We start from the raw sequence: 17,736 nt of genomic DNA, 5'->3' as shown, positions 1-17,736 counted from the left end.
CCTGCCAAAGGCTTTCCAGCTCTGGCCTAAAGCGAAATTTCATGGCTGCCATGAACAGCATTGATGGCCGCCTGCTTCTGTCGTCCACTTGAACCGTGATAGGTCGTTTGGCAGGACTGAATCGGATCGAGATGATGAGCCTTCAAACGACGAGCGGCCCTGTTCAGGACGCGCCAAAGCACGGCCGCATCCAGGCCATCGACATCCTGCGCGGCATCGCGCTGATCGCGATGGCGAGCTACCACTTCACCTGGGACCTCGAAAACTTCGGCTACACCGCGCCCGCCCTCACCGCCTTCGGCTGGTGGAAATTCTACGCGCGCTGCATTGCCTCGACTTTCCTGTTTCTGGTCGGCGTCAGCCTCTTCCTCGCCCACGGCCGTCAGATCCGTTGGCCAGGCTTCTGGAAGCGCTTTGCCATGGTGGCCATCGCAGCGGCCGCCATCTCGGCAGTCACCCACATCGTCACCCCGGACGGGTTCATCTTCTTCGGCATCCTGCATGAGATCGCGCTGGCGAGCCTGCTCGGCCTCGCCTTTCTAAGGCTGCCCTGGCTGGTGACGGCGATCATCGCCGCGGCGGTCATTGCCGCCCCTTACTATCTGCGGTCGGAGTTCTTCGACCATCCGGCGCTGTGGTGGGTGGGCCTTTCCGCCACCAACCCGCGTTCCAACGACTACGTGCCGCTCTTCCCGTGGTTCGGCGCGGTGCTTGCGGGCATCGCCACGGTGAAGCTCGCTTCCGCATCGGGCTTGCTCGCCCGTCTGGGAAGGTGGCTGCCCGGCCGCTGGTCTAAGCCGCTGACCTTCATCGGCCGGCACAGCCTCGCCTTTTACCTCATCCACCAGCCGCTTCTGTTCGGCTCGGTGTGGCTGTTCTCGCAGGTCATGCCGGCAGTCCCTCAGGATCGGGAAGCCGGCTTCCTGCCGGCTTGCCAGGCGCAGTGCGAACAACAGCGGGACAGCAAGTTCTGTACGAGCTATTGTGGCTGCATGCTGGACACGCTGAAGGGCGAAGGGTCACTCGACAAGCTCTACGCCAACGATCAGTCCAGCGTCTGGAAATCGCATCTGGCCGACATGGCGGAGACCTGCACCGCCGCGACGCAGGACCAGATGGAGGGAGGGCAGCAATGACGGGCATCACAAAGCCCAGACACGGGATCATTCCCTGGCCGCCGGTGATCTATGTCGCGGCGATTGCGGCGAGCATCGTCCTCGGCATGCTCTACCCGCTGCCCTGGATCGGTGACATCCTCGGCGATCTCCTGTTCGGCGTCGGCTGGGTGGCGCTGTTCGGCGTCGCCATGCTCTGGATCACGGCCATCCGCGTGATGATGCGGGCCAAGACGACATTTGACCCCAATGCCGAGCCCGATCACCTGGTGACGTCGGGCCCCTTCGGCATCACCCGCAATCCGATGTATCTCGCCAACACGCTGCTGCTGATCGGCGTCGCCTTCATCACCGGCATCGCCTGGTTCCTGCTCTTCGCCTTCCTGGCCGCCTTCGCCACGCAGAAGCTGGCGATCGAGAAGGAGGAAAAGATCCTGGCGGAGAAGTTCGGCAAGAAATACCGCGATTATGCCAAGCGGGTGCGGCGTTGGATTTGAGGGCTGCTTCCTGAGTGGCCTGCGATTAGCCTAAGCGTTCCGGACGTCGTCATCCTCGGGCTTGACCCGAGGATCCATTCCGTGACCTATGACGTAAGGTGCAACGGTGCAGAATTCTGTAATCGTTGCAATGCCTTAGCGCCACGGCATGGATCCTAGGGTCTGCGCGCGTCGCTACGCTCCTTGCTCCGCCCTAGGATGACGAAATTCAGAGGCTCAGGCCAATCGCCAATATTCGTTCGACTCCCTACGTATTCACGCCCAACTCGGCCAGCCGCTCCACGCAGGACTCTTCGGCCTGGTCCAACTCGGCCAGCGTCTCTTCCAGGTCGCGCCGCTTCTGGCGCAGGTCCTCGCGCTTCTCCTCGATGCGCTTGATCATCAGCTTGAGCTGGCCGACCTCGCCGGGCGGCTCCTTGTACATCTGAATGATCTCGCGGATCTCGTTGATCGAGAAGCCGAGCCTTTTTCCCCGCATGATCTGGCGGATGAGATGCCGGTCCGACGGCCGAAACAGCCGCGTGCGGCCGCGCCTTACCGGCTGCACCAGCCCCTCGTCCTCGTAAAAGCGCAATGTCCGCGTCGAGACGTCGAACTCGCGCGTCAGCTCGGTGATCGTGTAATATTCCCGCATTCCCGCTCCCAAGCCCGGGCATCGCCGCTTGAAGCGTCGCCCTTCCCTCCGATGATACCCATCCAGCGCCGGAATCGGCACGTGACCCCGCGGCAACCCTCGCACGGCACTTACGTAAAAGTCAATTAACGGCGCTTTATTGCTTTAGCGAATGCTGAACCACCAGGTAGCCAAGCCAAGGAAAGCAAAGAAGCCGACGACATCGGTGACGGTGGTGACGAAGACGGCGGAGGCCACGGCCGGGTCGATCTTGAAACGGTCAAGCAGCAGGGGGATGAGTATCCCGGCAAGCGCAGCCGCAAACATGTTGATGATCATAGCCGCCGCGATGATGCCGCCCAGATTGGGATCGCGGAACCAAAAACCGGCAACCATGCCGATGAGCACGGCAAACACCACCCCGTTGACGAAACCGACACCGAGCTCGCGGCGGATGATGCGGGCGGCGTTGTAGATATCGAGGTCCCTGGTCGCCAGCGCGCGCACGGTGACGGTCATGGTCTGCGAGCCGGCATTGCCGCCCATTCCGGCGACGATCGGCATCAGCACCGCCAGCGCCACGATATGCTCGATCGTGCGGTCGAACAGGCCGATGACCGAGGCGGCAAGGAAGGCGGTCACAAGGTTGACCAGCAGCCAGGGCACGCGCGAGCGCGAGGTGGCGAGCACGGTGTCGGATAATTCCTCGTCGCCGACGCCGCCCATGCGCAGAAGGTCCTCTTCCGCCTCTTCCTGGATGACGTCGACCACGTCGTCGATGGTCAGCACGCCGACTAGCCGCCCGTTCTCGTCGACCACGGCGGCGGAGAGGAGGTTGTACTGCTCGAACTCGCGCGCCGCCTCTTCCTGGTCCATCGTAGCCGGGATCGCGTGCAGGGTCTCATGCATGACCTGCTCGACCTTGACCGCGCGCTTGCTGCGCAGGATCTGGTCGAGGTCGATGGCGCCGAGCAGCTTGAAACTCGGGTCGATGACGAAGATCTGGCTGAAGCGCTCGGGAAGGTTCTTGTCCTCGCGCATGTAGTCGATGGTTTGGCCGATCGTCCAGAATGGCGGCACGGCGACAAACTCGGTCTGCATGCGCCGGCCGGCGGTCTCTTCCGGATAATCGAGGGCGCGCCTGAGCCTGATGCGCTCCGTGAAAGGCAGTTGCGACAGGATCTCGTCCTGGTCTTCCTTCTCGAGATCCTCGAGGATGTAGACGGCGTCGTCCGAATCGAGCTCCTGCACCGCCTGCGCGATCTGTGCGTTGGGCAGATTGTCTACAATGTCGAGGCGGATCGCCTCGTCGACCTCGGTCAGCGCGGAGAAGTCGAAATCGGAGCCGAGCAGTTCGACCAAAGCGCGGCGCTGTTCAGGATGAAGCGCCTCCAGCACGTCGCCGAGCTCCGACTGGTGCAGGTCGTCGACTTCGCGCTTGAGGGTGACCGTGTCGCGGTCGGCGATCGCCGCGCCGATCTGGGCAAGGAAGGAGGCGCGCACCGCGCCGTCCTCGCCATAGATGTCGGCGTGGCGCTCCTCGGCGGGCGCGGCGCCGGTCGTCTGTGTGTCCTGGCCTTCCACCAGCGCCTCCCGCAACGAGGAATCCCTAAACGAGGTCTAGTGCATGATCCCGAAAAGGGGAAACCGCTTTTCGGGAAATCCAAACCCTGTGCGGCAGATAGCGCGGCAACAGGATTCGTCTTGGAAAGATGCCGCTCTAGCGCGCGGAATAGCCAAGGAAATGGGACGGTCGCCGTCGCCTCGCCACCTCCCGGAAGCGGCGTGGAGCGCGGCCCGCAGGTGTGGCAATGGCTTCAGCCGGCGCGACAGCGCATGTCGCTGGGGAAAGAGCACCCCTTCCCCATTGAGGCAGAATTGTCATGATGCATGATCCAGCGGGATCAGCGCATCGCCAATCGGTCCGGGGAAAAACGCTGGCCTTGAACATCAAGTCCGCAAAAACGAACGAGGGCAATGCCGAGCGGCGCGTTCGCGTGGTCGTCGCCGAACGCAATCCATTCGTCGTTTCGGCGCTGCGCGAGATGCTGGAATGCGACGGCCGCTTCGATTTGCTCGGTGTCGTGCACAGCGGCGCGCAATTCCTGGAACTGGCCGCCGCCACGCAATTCGATGTCGCCGTCGTCGGCTGGAAGCTGGCCGACATGGACGGCGCCGATGTGCTTACGGAAGTCCAGAGCCGCGAGCTTGGCGTGCGCATCGCGATCTTCTCCAACGACCACGACATCGGCATCCTGAAGCAATGCGTGCGCCTGGGCGCTCAAGGCTACTGCTTCCAGTTCGACGATCCGCCGGTGATCTTCGAGACGATCCTGGCGGTCGCCCACGGGCGTATCTGCATTCCCTATATCGACATCAACAAGGTCAACGACACGCCGTTGTCCAGGCTCACCGTGCGCGAGCGCGAGTTGCTGGCGGTGCTTTCCGACGGCTGGACCAATTTGCAGATCGCGACGCGGACCGGGATTTCCGAGAACACGGTGAAGTATCACCTGAAGAACCTCTACGACAAGCTGGACGTCCGCAACCGCGCCATGGCCGTCGCGCTCTATTCGAGCGAGAAACGCCGCACCTCCAAATCGCCTATCGGGTAGGCCAACCGGGTAGGATCATCCCACCCGCAAGGGCCAACAACTTACCCGGGAAGGTGTTGTTGCAAGGCCTCATCGAAACGAAACTGCCTCCAATATCCCAACGATCGGAGGAGTTTCGCGCATGGCTGGGTTTACCCATCTCTTTATCCCAGGACCCACCAACATTCCGGAACAGGTCCGGCAAGCCATGAACCTGCCGATGGAGGATATGCGCGCCTCCTCCTTCCCCAACCTGACGCTACCGCTGTTCGAGGACATCAAAAAGGTCTTCAAGAACGAGACCGGCCGCGTCTTCATCTACCCCTCCTCGGGCACCGGCGCCTGGGAAGCGGCGATGACCAATGTGCTCAGCCCCGGCGACAGGGTGTTGATGTCGCGCTTCGGCCAATTCTCCCATCTATGGGTCGACATGGCCGAGCGGCTCGGCTTCGATGTCGATGTCATCGATTGCGAATGGGGCACTGGCGTCCCGCTCGAGCTCTATGTCGAGAAGCTTCGGGCCGACAAGGCGCACCGCATCAAGGCTGTCTTCTGCACCCAGAACGAGACCGCGACCGGCGTCACCAGCGACGTCGCCGGCTGCCGCGCCGCGCTCGACGCGGCGAACCATCCTGCCCTTCTCTTCGTCGACGGAGTTTCCTCGATCGGCTCGATCGACTTCCGCCAGGAGGAATGGGGCGTCGACTGCGCTGTCAGCGGTTCGCAGAAAGGCTTCATGCTGCCGGCCGGCCTCGGCTTCCTGTCGGTCAGCAAGAAGGCGCTTGCCGCTTCGCGAGTGGCGACACACCGGCATTGCTACTTTTCCTTCGAGGACATGATCCGCGCCAATGACGCGGGCTATTTCCCCTATACGCCGGCCACCCAGTTGCTGCGCGGCCTGCGCGCTTCGCTCGACCTGATTGCCGAGGAAGGGTTGGAAAACATCTTCGCCCGCCACCATCGCCTGGCCGAGGGCGTGCGCAAGGCCGTCGACGCCTGGGGCCTGAAGCTCTGCGCCAAGACACCGCAATGGCACTCCGACACGGTCAGCGCCATCCTGGTGCCGGAAGGCATCGACAGCGCCAATGTCGTCAAGCGCGCCTACCAGCAATACAACACCTCCCTCGGCGGCGGCTTGAACAAGGTGTTCGGAAAAGTCTTCCGCATCGGTCATCTTGGCTGGCTGAACGAGGTTATGGTCTGCGCCTCGCTGTCGGCCGCCGAAATGGCGCTGCTCGATTGCGGCGTGCGCCTGGCGCCCGGCTCGGGCGTGGCGGCGGCGATCGAGCATTTCCGCCGCACGGCCGACGTGCCGGTCGCCAGAGCGGCGTGAGGGGTACCATGAGCCACACCATCAACCATCTGAAGAAGCTGAGGCTGCAGCGCAGCGAGCTCGCGGTGCCGGGCTCCAGCCCGGAGATGATCGACAAGGCGGCCAACAGCGCCGCCGACTTCGTCTTCCTCGACATCGAGGATGCGGTGGCGCCGCCCGACAAGGAACGCGCCCGCAAGAACATCATCCAGGCGCTGAACGACATCGACTGGCGCGCCAAGGGCAAGACCGTCTCGGTGCGCATCAACGGCCTCGACACGCATTACATGTACCGCGACGTCGTCGACGTCATGGAGCAGGCCGGCGACCGGCTGGACACGATCCTGGTGCCGAAGGTCGGCGTGCCGGCCGACCTCTATATGGTCGAGGCCATGGTCAATCAGATCGAGATGGCCAAGGGTTTCAAGACCCGTGTCGGCCTCGAGGCATTGATCGAGACGGCGCTTGGCATGGCCAATGTCGAGGCGATCGCCGCCACGCCGGGCCGGCTGGAAGCCATGCATTTCGGCGTCGCCGACTATGCCGCAAGCAACAAGGCGCGCACGGTCAACATCGGCGGGCTCAACCCCGATTATCCCGGCGACCAGTGGCATTTCGCTTTGTCGCGCATGACGGTCGCCTGCCGCGCCTACGGCCTGCGCGCCATCGACGGTCCATTCGGCGATTTTTCCGATCCGGAAGGCTACAACGCGGCCGCGAGGCGTGCCGCGGCGCTCGGCATTGAAGGCAAATGGGCGATCCACCCTTCGCAGATCGCCTTGGCCAACGATGTGTTCTCGCCGCCGGAGAAAGAAGTCACGCGGGCCAGGCGTATCCTCGAGGTGCTGAAGGAGGCCGAGGCGCTCGGCAAGGGCGCGGCGGCCCTCGACGGCAAGATGATCGACGCGGCTTCGGAGCGCATGGCGCGCAACGTGCTGGTGGTGAGCGAGGCGATCGAGCGCCGGCCAGGCGCATAGCGCGGCGCGCTAAAAAATTACCGGGAGGACATGATGGACATCCACGAATACCAGGCCAAGGAACTGCTTGCCCGCCACGGCGTGCATGTGCCGCGCGGCGGCCTCGCCTACAGCCCCGAACAGGCGACCTATCGTGCCAGGGAGATCGGCGGCGCCAAATGGGTGCTAAAGGCGCAGGTCCATTCCGGCGCGCGCGGCAAGGCCGGCGGGATAAAACTCTGCTCGAACGACGAGGAGATCTCCAACGCGGCAGAAGCCATGCTCGGGCGCAAGCTGGTGACCCAGCAGACCGGCCCGCGCGGCAAGCTGATCTCGCGCCTTTATCTCGAGGAAGCGGTCGACATCGCGCAGGAGCTCTATCTCGGCTTCGTCCTCGACCGCAAGGAAGAGCGCGTCATGATCGTGGCGTCGGCCGCCGGCGGCATGGAGATCGAGGACATCTCCGAAAAGAAGCCGGACTCCATCATCCGCGCCACCGTCGATCCGGGCGTCGGCATGCAAGGCTTCCAGGCGCGCGAGATCGCCTTCGGACTAGGCCTCGAAAGCAACCTGATCGGCAAGGCGACCGAAACCATCCTCGGCTGCTACCAGGTGTTCCGCGACTACGATGCCTCGATGCTGGAGATCAACCCGCTGGTGGTGACGCGCGACGGCAGCCTGGTCGCGCTCGACGCAAAAATGTCGTTCGACGAGAACGCGCTGTTTCGCCGGCCGGAGATTTCCGAGCTGCGCGACAAGAGCCAGGAAGATCCGCGCGAGACTTTCGCCAGCGACCGCGGCCTCTCCTATGTCGGGCTCGAGGGCAATATCGGCTGCATCATCAACGGCGCCGGCCTGGCCATGGCGACGATGGACATGATCAAGATCGCCGGCGGCGAGCCGGCCAATTTCCTCGATATCGGCGGTGGCGCCTCGCCGGAGCGGGTGGCGAAATCCTTCCGCGCCGTGCTCGGCGATAAGAATGTCGAGACAATCCTGGTCAACATCTTCGCCGGCATCAACCGCTGCGACTGGGTGGCGGAAGGCGTCATCAAGGCGATCCGCGAGGTCGGTGTCGACGTGCCGTTGGTGGTGCGCCTATCCGGCACCAAGGTCGAGGAAGGACGCAAGATCCTGGCCGATTCCGGCGAGAAGGTGATCGTCGCCGACACGCTGGCCGAAGCCGCCGAAAAGGCCGTCGCCGCCTGGCGCGAAGCCGCCAAGAACAAAAAAGCAGCCTGAGGGAGGTCGAGAAATGGCAATCCTGCTCAACCGCAGCACGCGCGTCATCGTGCAAGGTTTCACCGGCAAGATCGGCAGCTTCCACGCCGACGACATGAAGCGCTACGGCACCAAGCTGGTCGGCGGCGTCACCCCCGGTAAGGGCGGCCAGACGCATCTCGGCCTGCCCGTCTTCAACACTGTCAAGGGCGCCGTGCGCGAGACCCGCGCCGAGGCGAGCATCGTCTTCGTGCCGCCGCCCTTCGCCGCCGATTCGATCATGGAAGCCGCCGACGCCGGCATCAAGCTTTGCGTCTGCATCACCGACGGCATCCCCTCGCAGGACATGATGCAGGTCAAGCGCTACATGCGCCGCTACCGCTTCGAGGATCGCATGCGGCTGGTCGGCCCGAACTGCGCCGGCGTCATCACGCCCGGACAGGCGCTGATGGGCATCATGCCGGGCAGCATCTATCTGCCGGGACGCGTCGGCATCGTCGGCCGTTCCGGCACACTGGGCTACGAGGCGGCCTCGCAGATGAAGGCGCTGGGCATCGGCGTGTCGACCAGCGTCGGCATCGGCGGCGATCCGATCAACGGCTCGTCCTTCAAGGACATCCTGCAGCTCTTCGAGCGCGACGACGACACCGACGCCGTGGTGATGATCGGCGAGATCGGCGGCCCGCAGGAAGCCGAAGCCGCGATCTGGGCGCGCGACAACATGAGGAAGCCGCTGATCGCCTACATCGCCGGCCTCTCCGCCCCGAAGGGCCGCCGCATGGGCCATGCCGGCGCGATCATCTCCGCCTTCGGCGAGTCGGCGCAGGAAAAGGTCGAGATCCTCAAGGAAGCCGGCGTCGTCATCGTGCCGACCCCCGCCTCCTTCGGCGAGGTGGTGGCCGATACGCTGGCGCGGACGAAGAAGGCGGCTTGACGGCCGACCAGGCGAGAATCGCGACAGGATGGGAAGCCTGTTCCGGGCCGGCCTCCTCGATGGTCGTCGGCCCGTGCGCTCGGCGCTGCCCTATGAAGAGCAATTCCAGGAAACGTGCGCTGCGGCCGCCTGGGGTTGCCTGAAGACACCTGCTTAGCAGCGCAGCGGCAAATCGGCTGGCGATCGGGAAAGCGGCTTTGGAACAGAGCAAACCCATCAAGTTTCGTGAGGACGAGCGCAGCCTGCTGTTACGCCTGCTGCTTCAGGTCGCAAGCGCGCGTGAGCCCGAGATCGCCGCGGTCCTGAACGGACGCAGGTCACTCGTTTCGCTGGCTCCCGAGCAGCGCATCCCGGCGCTCCAGGCGAGCGGCGTGTGGTTCCAGTTGCTGACCATTGTCGACGAGTTGCTTGCTATGCGGGCGCGGCGCGAGCTCGAGCAAGGCGCGGGCGCCGACGAAGTGCCTGGCTCCTTCGCCAGCGTGATTGCCGAGATGGCGGCGAGCGGCCACTCGGCGGACGATGTCCAGGCGATGCTCGACGAACTTTGCGTCGGCCCGACCATGACCGCGCATCCGACGGAGGCCAAACGCGTCACGGTGCTGGAAATCCACCGCCGCATCTATCGCAAGCTGACCGAGCTCGACCAGCCGCGCTGGGCGCCGCGCGAGCGCGATCTTTTGGTCGCCGATCTGGAAAGCGAGATAGAGCTTCTGTGGATGACCGGCGAGCTGCGGCTGGAGCGACCGACGGTCGAGCGCGAGATCGCCTGGGGACTGCATTTCTTCCGCGAAGTCATCTTCGAGGCAACGCCGCAGCTCTATGGCAAGCTTCAGAGCGCCTGCGAGCGCCACTATCCGGGCGAGCCGATCCGAATTCCTTCCTTCATGCGCTATGCCTCCTGGATCGGTGGCGACCGCGACGGTAATCCGAACGTGACGGCTGCGGTCACGGCCCATGCCATGGCCGAATACCGCAACACCGCCATAGGCTGGTATCTGGCGCAGGTGCAGCGGCTGGTGACGGTGCTCAGCGCCAGTTCGAACGTCATCGACCTGCCGGCCGGCTTCAGGCCGGTGCTGCAGACAGCGCTGGATAAGAGTGGAGAGGCGCAAGAGATAGCCGCCCGCAACCCTGACGAACCGCTGCGCCAGTTCGCTTCGGCCCTGCTGGCCCGGCTGGTCGCCACGCGTGACGGCGGCAAGGCGGCCTACCCCTCGGCGGAGGCGTTTCGCGCCGATCTCAACGCCCTCTCATCAGTCCTCGAAGCGATCGGCGGCCGCGCGGTCGCCAGGCGTTTCGTCCAGCCGCTCGTTTGGCAGGTCGGAAGCTTTGGCTTCCGCACGGTCTCGCTCGACATCCGGCAGAACTCCACAGTCGTCAATCGGGTGCTGGCCGAGCTGTTTGCGCTGATAGACGCCGCCGATCCGATCGCCGCCGGCACGCCGCAATGGTCGGCGCGCATCCGCGCGGCGCTCAGCCAGGGCGAGCGGCTGCAGATCGAGGCAAGCCAAATCTCGCCGGAGGCAGGTGAACTGCTGTCGACATTCGCTGTCATCCGCGAACAAATATCCAGCGCGGATGCCGACGCCATCGGCTCTTTCGTGCTCAGCATGACCCGCTCGGCCGACGATCTGCTCGCGGTCTATCTGCTGGCGCAATATTGCGGGCTCTCCACCGCGCCCGGCGGCGACGGCACGATTAGGCTGCGGATCGTGCCGTTGTTCGAGACCATCGCCGACCTGCAGGCAGCCCCTGCCATCCTGAACGAACTGCTCGGCGTCTCGCTGGTGCGGCGGACGGTGCGCGATTTCGGCGCGCGCCAGGAAATCATGCTTGGCTATTCGGACTCCAACAAGGATGGCGGATTCCTCGCTTCCAATTGGGAACTGGCAAAGGCGCAGAAGCGCCTCGCCGCCATCGGCCGCAAGCACAAGGTCAGGATCGGATTCTTTCACGGCCGCGGCGGCTCCGTCAGCCGGGGCGGCGCGCCGACCGGCCGCGCGATCGCGGCGCAGCCGCAAGGCACCGTCGCCGGAACCATGCGGGTGACCGAGCAGGGCGAGGTCGTGTCGTCGAAATTCGCCAATCGCGGCACTGGCCTTAACCAGCTTGAGGTTCTCGCCGCCGCCGTGCTGGCGCACGGGGTCCGATCGCCCGGCGATGCCGGGCCGAAGGAATCGCCGGAGTTCGACGAAGCGCTGGAAGCGCTGGCCGGCATGTCGCAGGCGTCTTATGCCGGGTTGATGGCCGAGCCGGGCTTCCTCGATTATTTCAACCAGGCGAGCCCGGTCGCCGAACTGGCGCTCTTGAAAATGGGCTCACGGCCGGATCGCCGTTTCGGCGCCAGCGGCATTGCCGACCTGCGCGCCATTCCGTGGGTGTTCGCGTGGAGCCAGAACCGACATCTCTTGACCGGCTGGTACGGCATCGGCAGCGCGCTGAGCGCGTTCGTCACGGTGCGCGGCGAGGCCGGGCGCGAGCTTCTGACCCGCATGTTCGAGCACTCGCGCTTTTTCCGCCTGATCGTCGACGAGGCCGAAAAGACGCTCTGCCAGTCCGACATGGAGATCGCACGGCTCTATGCCGACCTGGTGTCCGACAGCGATGCGGCGGCAAGAATCCACGCCCGCATCGCGGCCGAATACGAGCTGACCCGGCGCCTGATCGGCGACCTTACGGGAGGCGACCTTTCCGCGCGCTTCCCGATGTTCAAAAGGCGTTTCGACAATCTGCGCCGGCAGATGGACGATATTCACCGGCTGCAGGTCGAGCTGCTGCGTGAGGTCCGGACAAGCACGGGCGCAGATCAGAAGCGGGCGACCGACGCGCTGCTCGTCTCGATCAACTGCATCTCGGCCGGTCTGGGGTGGACGGGATAGGCGGGTTTTCTCCGCCTGCTTATATCACCTCCGGTTTTGTTCAGGGGTTAGACTAGTGGCTCACATCGCCGCCTTTCCGTGCCGAATTGCGCGACCTTGATGAAGTGAGCTTCGAGCCAGATTACGAATGCGGTTGGTCAATCTTATGCATCTTGCATCTCAGATATCGTTAAGTGTCGGCGAGTTCCCTCCGGCATAACGCAACAACTGCCGCTTCTTCGCCGCGCCACGGATTTGCTGACGCTGAAATACCCTGTGCAACACAGTTTCGTATTTCCGTAACGCTCTCGATATCAACAAATAGCTGAACAAGGGGTGGATCGTCGCGGCCGACTGCTTGTTCTTCCGCCCTACGCCATTGCGTGAGCACTGAAGAATTCATTCGCAGCTTGGTCTCACCCGCATGGATTGCAAGGCGTTTGCGTTGCATGTCGTCCATGATCGTAGATTTGAGATGGGAACCGTGACTTGAGGACACTCGCATAGAGAGGAACGATGTCGACGATCATCCACCGATGCCAAAAATCGATTGATCGGCGATAATTATTGCGCAACGCTAAAAGGATAGGAAGCAGGTTGGGGGACACGATGCTTACCAATATCCTTTTGGCAGCGGTAGCCGCTTGCCCTGCCCTACTTGTAATAGTCGTATGGCAATTCTTTCAGATGCGAAACGAGCGGAAGAGCGCCTTACAGAATGAGGTTTCTCAGGCAGAGCAAATCCACCGAATGGAGGCAAGGTACAAGCCAATAATGGATATTGAAGCCGAGGTAGCCCGCCTGTCGAAAAACGTGAAGTTTGAGGAGAATAGAATCGCAAACTTGCGTTCCGACTATGCGGACAAGAAATCAATCTACGATCGATTGCTCAAGGAAGTTGCAGTATTCGATCACAGGCTCGCCTTCGCTGAAATGGGCGTCTACGAACCGCACTTCGATTTCACGGACAGCGAGGAATACAAGTCCGCGATCCTATCAGTTCGGGAGCAGCAAAAGGCCATGATCTCGGCTGAAGCCGCAGTAATCTGCACCACCAAATGGTCTGTCGATGGGAGCGCCGCGAAAGGTCAGACGATGACCCGCCGGAACATCCGTCTTACACTAAGGGCGTTCAACAACGAATGCGACGCCGCAATTGCCAACACCCGTTGGAACAACGTGAATGCGATGGAAAAGCGTATTCTGAATGCGCAGGCTCAAATCGACAAACACAACGCATCTAATTCTATCTTTGTCACCGGCGATTTCGTGCAATTAAAGCTGAAGGAGCTCTATCTCTCACATGAGTATCGCGAGAAGCTGAAGGCAGAGAAGGAAGAGCGTACAGAAGCTGCTCGACTCGCGCGGGAGGAGCAGCGCCTCATCCGTGACATGGAGCAGGCTCAGGATGAGGAGGAGCACTATCAGCGCCTGCTCGAAAAGGCCAAAGCTGAAGCTGCAAGCATCGTCGGGCCAAAACTCGACGCTTTCGCAGACCAGATCAAGCTGCTGGAGAAAGACCTTGCTGCCGCTCATGCTAAAGTCGAACGTGCGCAAGCGATGGCAGAAAAGACGCGGTCAGGGTACGTCTATATCATATCGAACATAGGTTCCTTTGGCGGTGATGTCGTTAAGATAGGGCTCACGCGGAGACTCGATCCATTGGACCGCGTCCGGGAGCTAGGCGATGCGAGCGTGCCATTTGTTTTCGATACCCACGCAATCATCTACAGCGACGATGCCCCAGCTTTGGAACGTGCGCTTCACGGAGAGTTTGAGCCAACGCGGGTGAATGCTCAGAATCATCGAAAGGAGTTCTTCAGAGCGACCCTTGATGACGTAGAGGCGGCGGTGAAGCGTCTCGCACCCAACGCACCTTTCTTCAAGGATATTGAGGCTCAGGAGTATCATGAAACGCTTTCAAAGAGGCGTCAGGCTCTTGCGTTCGTCGAACAGGCACAACAATCCGTATTTCCGGACGCGATCTGAACTTACCGGCAGTTCACTGTTGGCCGGCTGCCTGGAACTGCTCGGCAGATCTAAACCGCTAAAAGCGAGAGAATGGTGCGGTCGAGAAGACTCGAACTTCCACGGGTTGCCCCACAGCGACCTCAACGCTGCGCGTCTACCAATTCCGCCACGACCGCACGTGGTAGGAGCCGGAACCGACCGGCCCGGGGCCTGTAGCAAATCGTTTCCGGCGAAACAAGTGCGCCGAGCGGAATATTCGCGAATGCGTATCGCCCACAAGTGCGCAGAGGTTTGGGGAGGACGACGTGCATCAGGCAAAGCGGCTGGCACAAGCCTCCGCGGCTCGGCTTCACACTGGCGGAACTGGACGTTTTGGCCGATTGCCGCCATATGAGAGGAGCATCGAGAAAGTTCCATGACAGAACGCAGCCAGATCGCCACGTCGTTCGTTCCCCTGCCTGGTTCGGCGCCGGTGGAATGGGTGATCGAACCTGGCCTTACGTCCTATCCGGACGCGCTGGCCTTCATGGAGGCGCGCGCCGAGGCGATCCGCAGCGGTGCTGCCGACGAGATGGTCTGGCTGGTCGAGCATCCGCCGCTCTACACCGCCGGAACCAGCGCGCGAATCGATGACCTGATCGATCCCAACCGGTTTCCAGTTTTTGCCGCCGGGCGCGGCGGCGAATACACCTATCACGGTCCTGGCCAGCGCGTGGCCTATGTGATGCTCGACCTGAAGCGCCGGCGCGAGGATGTGCGCGCCTTCGTCGCGGCGCTCGAGCAATGGATCATCGCCACGCTCGCCGCCTTCAACGTGCGCGGCGAGCGGCGCGAGGACCGCGTCGGCGTCTGGGTGGTACGGCCGGACCGGCCCGCCCTGCCGGACGGCACGCCCGCCGAAGACAAGATCGCGGCCATCGGCATCCGGCTGCGGCGCTGGGTGAGCTTTCACGGCATCGCCATCAATGTCGAGCCGGATCTCGGCCATTTCAGCGGCATCGTGCCCTGCGGCGTCTCGGACCATGGCGTGACCAGCCTTGTCGATCTCGGGCTGCCCGTCACCATGGCCGATCTCGACCTCGCGCTGAAAGCTGCGTTCGAGGATGTGTTCGGACCTGCCGCCGTTCCGGTCGCTGAGCCCGCTCGCAAGGCTAGCTAAGCCGCTCCGCCTAGGTGTGTCGAGATTCAGGTCAGGCCGAGTCGAAAATGGCGGGGTCCGAGAACCGGAGCGGAGCGTACTTTTCGTACGTGAGCACCGGAAGCGCAGGAAGCCGCCATTTGCAGACCGGCCTCACCTGAATGTCGACACACCCTACATGAGCTGCGCCGAGGCCCACAGCATGCCGTAGCCATGGATGGTAAAGACGGCGAGCAGCGCGCCGGCCATGGCAAGCCGGTCGAAGGGCCGGATCGGCTTCAGCTCATGGCGCGGTTTCACGCCGCTGCCCACTGTGATCAGGCTCAGCATCGCGAACACCGCGCCGGCGATCAGCAGGAAGCCCGGCGAGAAACCAGCCCGCCAGCCGAGCGACAGAAGCGCCAAGAGCAGCAGGAAGGACGCCAGCGCAAGTGCGGCCGGCCCCGGGCAGATCTGGCGCAGCACTTGGCCGCCGTCGAATTTCCACACCGGCACGAGGTTGGCGATGTTGAACAGCGACGCGCAGCCGGCAAGCGTGGCCAAAAGCATGGCGGCCAGTCGATGTCCTTCGCCATTGGCGAAGCCGCTGGCGGCGATCAGCACCGGCACCAGGAAGGCGGAGAAGCCGGCGCCCATAAGCGCCACGAAGGCGACCTCGAAGCGGCTGTCATAGGGCCTGGCGCCGATGGCGATGCCGCCCAGCAGCGGAATGAAGATCATCCGCGCCCGGCGATGCCCCGTCAGGCGAAAGGCGGCCATATGGCCAAGCTCGTGCAGGGCGACCACCGAGATGAGGATCGCCGCCAGCGCCAGGCCGCCAAGATTGAGCCCGAAGAACGGCCACAGGATCAGGGCCGAAAGCACGGCGAAGCCGACCTGGCTCAGCGGATGCTCGAACCAGCCGCCCCTGCGATAAGTGCCCGTCGCCGCCCAGACGTCGAGCTTGCGCAATTCGCGACGCATGGCGAAGAAACGGAAGATCAGGAACGCGACACCGCGATAGCGATCTGTCTGGCTGAGCGTCACCTGCGTGGCATCACCTTCCTGTACGAGTTCGACGGTCTCGCGATAGTTCGCCCAGAATGATGGATCGAGCGCCGTATCCTCGAGGACCGTCATCGAGAAGCAGCTTCCCTCCACCACATCCTCGAGCCGCGCCTTGCGGTCGATCGGCCGGCCGTCCCGTCCTTCCCAGGAGAGCCGGATCAGCGCCATCCCTTCGCTATCCAGAGGCTCGGCGGCAAGGATTTCGCCCGACCAGCCGGCGTCGCTGCCGAACGGCCACAGCGCCTGCCAAAGGCGATTGCGGTCGGCCTTGATCACGCGCCTGACCGTCACCGTGCGCAGTCCAAGCGGCACGGTCATCAAAAGAAAGATCAGTCCGAGATTGCCGGCCACGAGCGTGACCGTGACGATGACCGACACTTGCCTTGGCTCCCTATCTTGAAGGAGCAGCCTAGCGGCGACGCGGCCAAGAAAGGCTTAACAGCGGGCGGGCTCTGTCCGTCCCGCGGGTGGGCTCTTGCCCGTTCCAGGTGGTCTCCCCATCCCGACATGGGCGGACTCCTGCCTGCCCCAACGACGGGCAGTCATCTGCCCGTCCCGTACGGCGGCGAAACCGCCTGATCACATGGCGCCGATCCAGATCGCCATGGAAACGAGAAAGGTGCTCATGCAAACCAGCGAGACAACATCCTGAACCAGATCAGACATAACTCTCTCCGTTGTTGGAATGTTCGTAATTTGTTCTAATTTTGTTCGAATGTCAACGATCGTCTCGGGCGCGCTGGAGCGAAACCGCGCGATCCCTTTGGGCAGGGTTAAGGAAAGGTTGAGGGCCTTGCTCCGCGGGCACACCGCAGCCGTTTGCGATTAGTCAACACGCCGATGGCTTCGTCATTCTATGGCGGAGCAAGGAGCGAAGCGACGCGGCGCAGACCATAGAAATCCTGTGTGTTGGTTCTGGTGTATGGTTGAAGTGGGAAGGAGACCGAATGAATCCTGGTCGTCCTTTCGGACAGGCCGTGGCATGGCTCGGTCCCTTCCCACCGGTGACCCATCAACCTGAACAGTTGCACGGGGCTGTTCCAAGCAGACCCCGCACCACAGGAAGAGGCGTGGACATGATAATGCAGAACTATGTCGGCTGCGACATCTCAAAACAGTGGCTCGACTTTTTCGATGAGACAAGCGGCCGTCTTCGGCGCATCGACAACCAGGCCGACACGATCGCGGCCTATGTGGCGGGCCTTGATCCCAGCCGCGACTTCGTCGTCATGGAGGCGACAGGCGTCCATGACCGGCTGTTGCGCCATGCGCTGGCCAGGGCCGGCGTGCCGTTCTCGCGGCACAACCCGGCGCACACCCACCACTATGCCAAGTCGACGCGACGGCGCGCCAAGACCGATCCTCTCGATGCTAGGATGCTGAGCGACTACGGCCGCCGCTATCAGCCTGAGGCCGAGCCGGCGCCGCGCGAAGAAGTCGAGCAGCTTCAATCGCTTGCCCGCTACCGCGATCAACTGGT

14 protein-coding genes and 1 tRNA gene are annotated in these 17,736 nt (G+C 63.0%); 11 read left to right on the top strand and 4 right to left on the bottom strand.

Going from position 1 to position 17,736, the window contains the following annotated elements; genetic code table 11:
* The first annotated feature begins 134 nt into the window (after nucleotides 1-134).
* On the top strand, nucleotides 135-1,136 hold the full coding sequence (locus LB535_RS07055; protein ID WP_224631693.1) for a heparan-alpha-glucosaminide N-acetyltransferase: 1,002 nt from the start codon (nucleotides 135-137) through the stop codon (nucleotides 1,134-1,136).
* Nucleotides 1,133-1,612, top strand: a complete 480-nt coding sequence (locus LB535_RS07050) for a methyltransferase family protein (protein WP_224631692.1) — start codon at nucleotides 1,133-1,135, stop codon at nucleotides 1,610-1,612. The genes LB535_RS07055 and LB535_RS07050 overlap by 4 nt, the downstream gene beginning before the upstream one ends.
* 247 nt (nucleotides 1,613-1,859) lie before the next feature.
* Here the strand turns inward: LB535_RS07050 and LB535_RS07045 are convergent, their stop codons facing one another.
* Entirely contained in the window at nucleotides 1,860-2,246 is a 387-nt protein-coding gene (locus LB535_RS07045; protein WP_027168973.1) for a MerR family transcriptional regulator, read from the bottom strand.
* A 144-nt stretch (nucleotides 2,247-2,390) separates the two neighbouring features.
* Entirely contained in the window at nucleotides 2,391-3,809 is a 1,419-nt protein-coding gene (gene mgtE, locus LB535_RS07040) for a magnesium transporter (protein ID WP_224631691.1), read from the bottom strand.
* A 359-nt stretch (nucleotides 3,810-4,168) separates the two neighbouring features.
* Here mgtE and LB535_RS07035 point away from each other — a divergent pair, with 359 nt between their 5' ends.
* From LB535_RS07035 to LB535_RS07005, 7 genes are all read left to right on the top strand, one after another.
* Complete coding sequence (locus LB535_RS07035; protein WP_224545470.1) at nucleotides 4,169-4,840, top strand: response regulator transcription factor; 672 nt, start codon at nucleotides 4,169-4,171, stop codon at nucleotides 4,838-4,840.
* A 121-nt stretch (nucleotides 4,841-4,961) separates the two neighbouring features.
* Complete coding sequence (locus LB535_RS07030; protein WP_224545469.1) at nucleotides 4,962-6,152, top strand: aminotransferase class V-fold PLP-dependent enzyme; 1,191 nt, start codon at nucleotides 4,962-4,964, stop codon at nucleotides 6,150-6,152.
* Nucleotides 6,153-6,160: 8 nt separating this feature from the next.
* Nucleotides 6,161-7,108: an HpcH/HpaI aldolase/citrate lyase family protein gene (locus LB535_RS07025; RefSeq protein ID WP_224631690.1), complete on the top strand. Its 948-nt coding sequence runs from the start codon at nucleotides 6,161-6,163 to the stop codon at nucleotides 7,106-7,108.
* 33 nt (nucleotides 7,109-7,141) lie between these two features.
* Nucleotides 7,142-8,329, top strand: a complete 1,188-nt coding sequence (locus tag LB535_RS07020; RefSeq protein ID WP_140839957.1) for a malate--CoA ligase subunit beta — start codon at nucleotides 7,142-7,144, stop codon at nucleotides 8,327-8,329.
* Nucleotides 8,330-8,342: 13 nt separating this feature from the next.
* Complete coding sequence (sucD, locus tag LB535_RS07015; RefSeq protein WP_095764879.1) at nucleotides 8,343-9,242, top strand: succinate--CoA ligase subunit alpha; 900 nt, start codon at nucleotides 8,343-8,345, stop codon at nucleotides 9,240-9,242.
* 197 nt (nucleotides 9,243-9,439) lie between these two features.
* The gene (locus LB535_RS07010) at nucleotides 9,440-12,121 is read left to right on the top strand and encodes a phosphoenolpyruvate carboxylase (RefSeq protein WP_224631689.1); all 2,682 of its coding nucleotides are present in this window, start codon (nucleotides 9,440-9,442) and stop codon (nucleotides 12,119-12,121) included.
* Nucleotides 12,122-12,874: 753 nt separating this feature from the next.
* Complete coding sequence (locus LB535_RS07005; protein ID WP_224631688.1) at nucleotides 12,875-14,089, top strand: DUF4041 domain-containing protein; 1,215 nt, start codon at nucleotides 12,875-12,877, stop codon at nucleotides 14,087-14,089.
* A 73-nt stretch (nucleotides 14,090-14,162) separates the two neighbouring features.
* Here the strand turns inward: LB535_RS07005 and LB535_RS07000 are convergent.
* Nucleotides 14,163-14,247, bottom strand: a tRNA-Leu gene (locus tag LB535_RS07000).
* Nucleotides 14,248-14,486: 239 nt separating this feature from the next.
* Here LB535_RS07000 and lipB point away from each other — a divergent pair.
* Nucleotides 14,487-15,230 (top strand): lipoyl(octanoyl) transferase LipB, encoded by a 744-nt coding sequence (gene lipB / locus LB535_RS06995; RefSeq protein ID WP_224631687.1) that lies wholly within the window; start codon nucleotides 14,487-14,489, stop codon nucleotides 15,228-15,230.
* Nucleotides 15,231-15,383: 153 nt separating this feature from the next.
* Here lipB and LB535_RS06990 read toward each other — a convergent pair whose 3' ends face one another.
* Nucleotides 15,384-16,634: a site-2 protease family protein gene (locus tag LB535_RS06990; protein WP_224631686.1), complete on the bottom strand. Its 1,251-nt coding sequence runs from the start codon at nucleotides 16,632-16,634 to the stop codon at nucleotides 15,384-15,386.
* A gap of 698 nt (nucleotides 16,635-17,332) precedes the next feature.
* On the opposite strand from LB535_RS06990, the gene LB535_RS06985 reads away from it, so the two are divergent.
* Nucleotides 17,333-17,736 (top strand): IS110 family transposase (locus LB535_RS06985; protein ID WP_224632073.1); only part of this gene is annotated, 404 nt, incomplete at its 3' end.

Origin of the sequence: Mesorhizobium sp. CA10 (genome assembly GCF_020165285.1) — a bacterium.
GTDB lineage: Bacteria > Pseudomonadota > Alphaproteobacteria > Rhizobiales > Rhizobiaceae > Mesorhizobium.
This window is presented reverse-complemented; position numbering and strand designations above follow the sequence as displayed.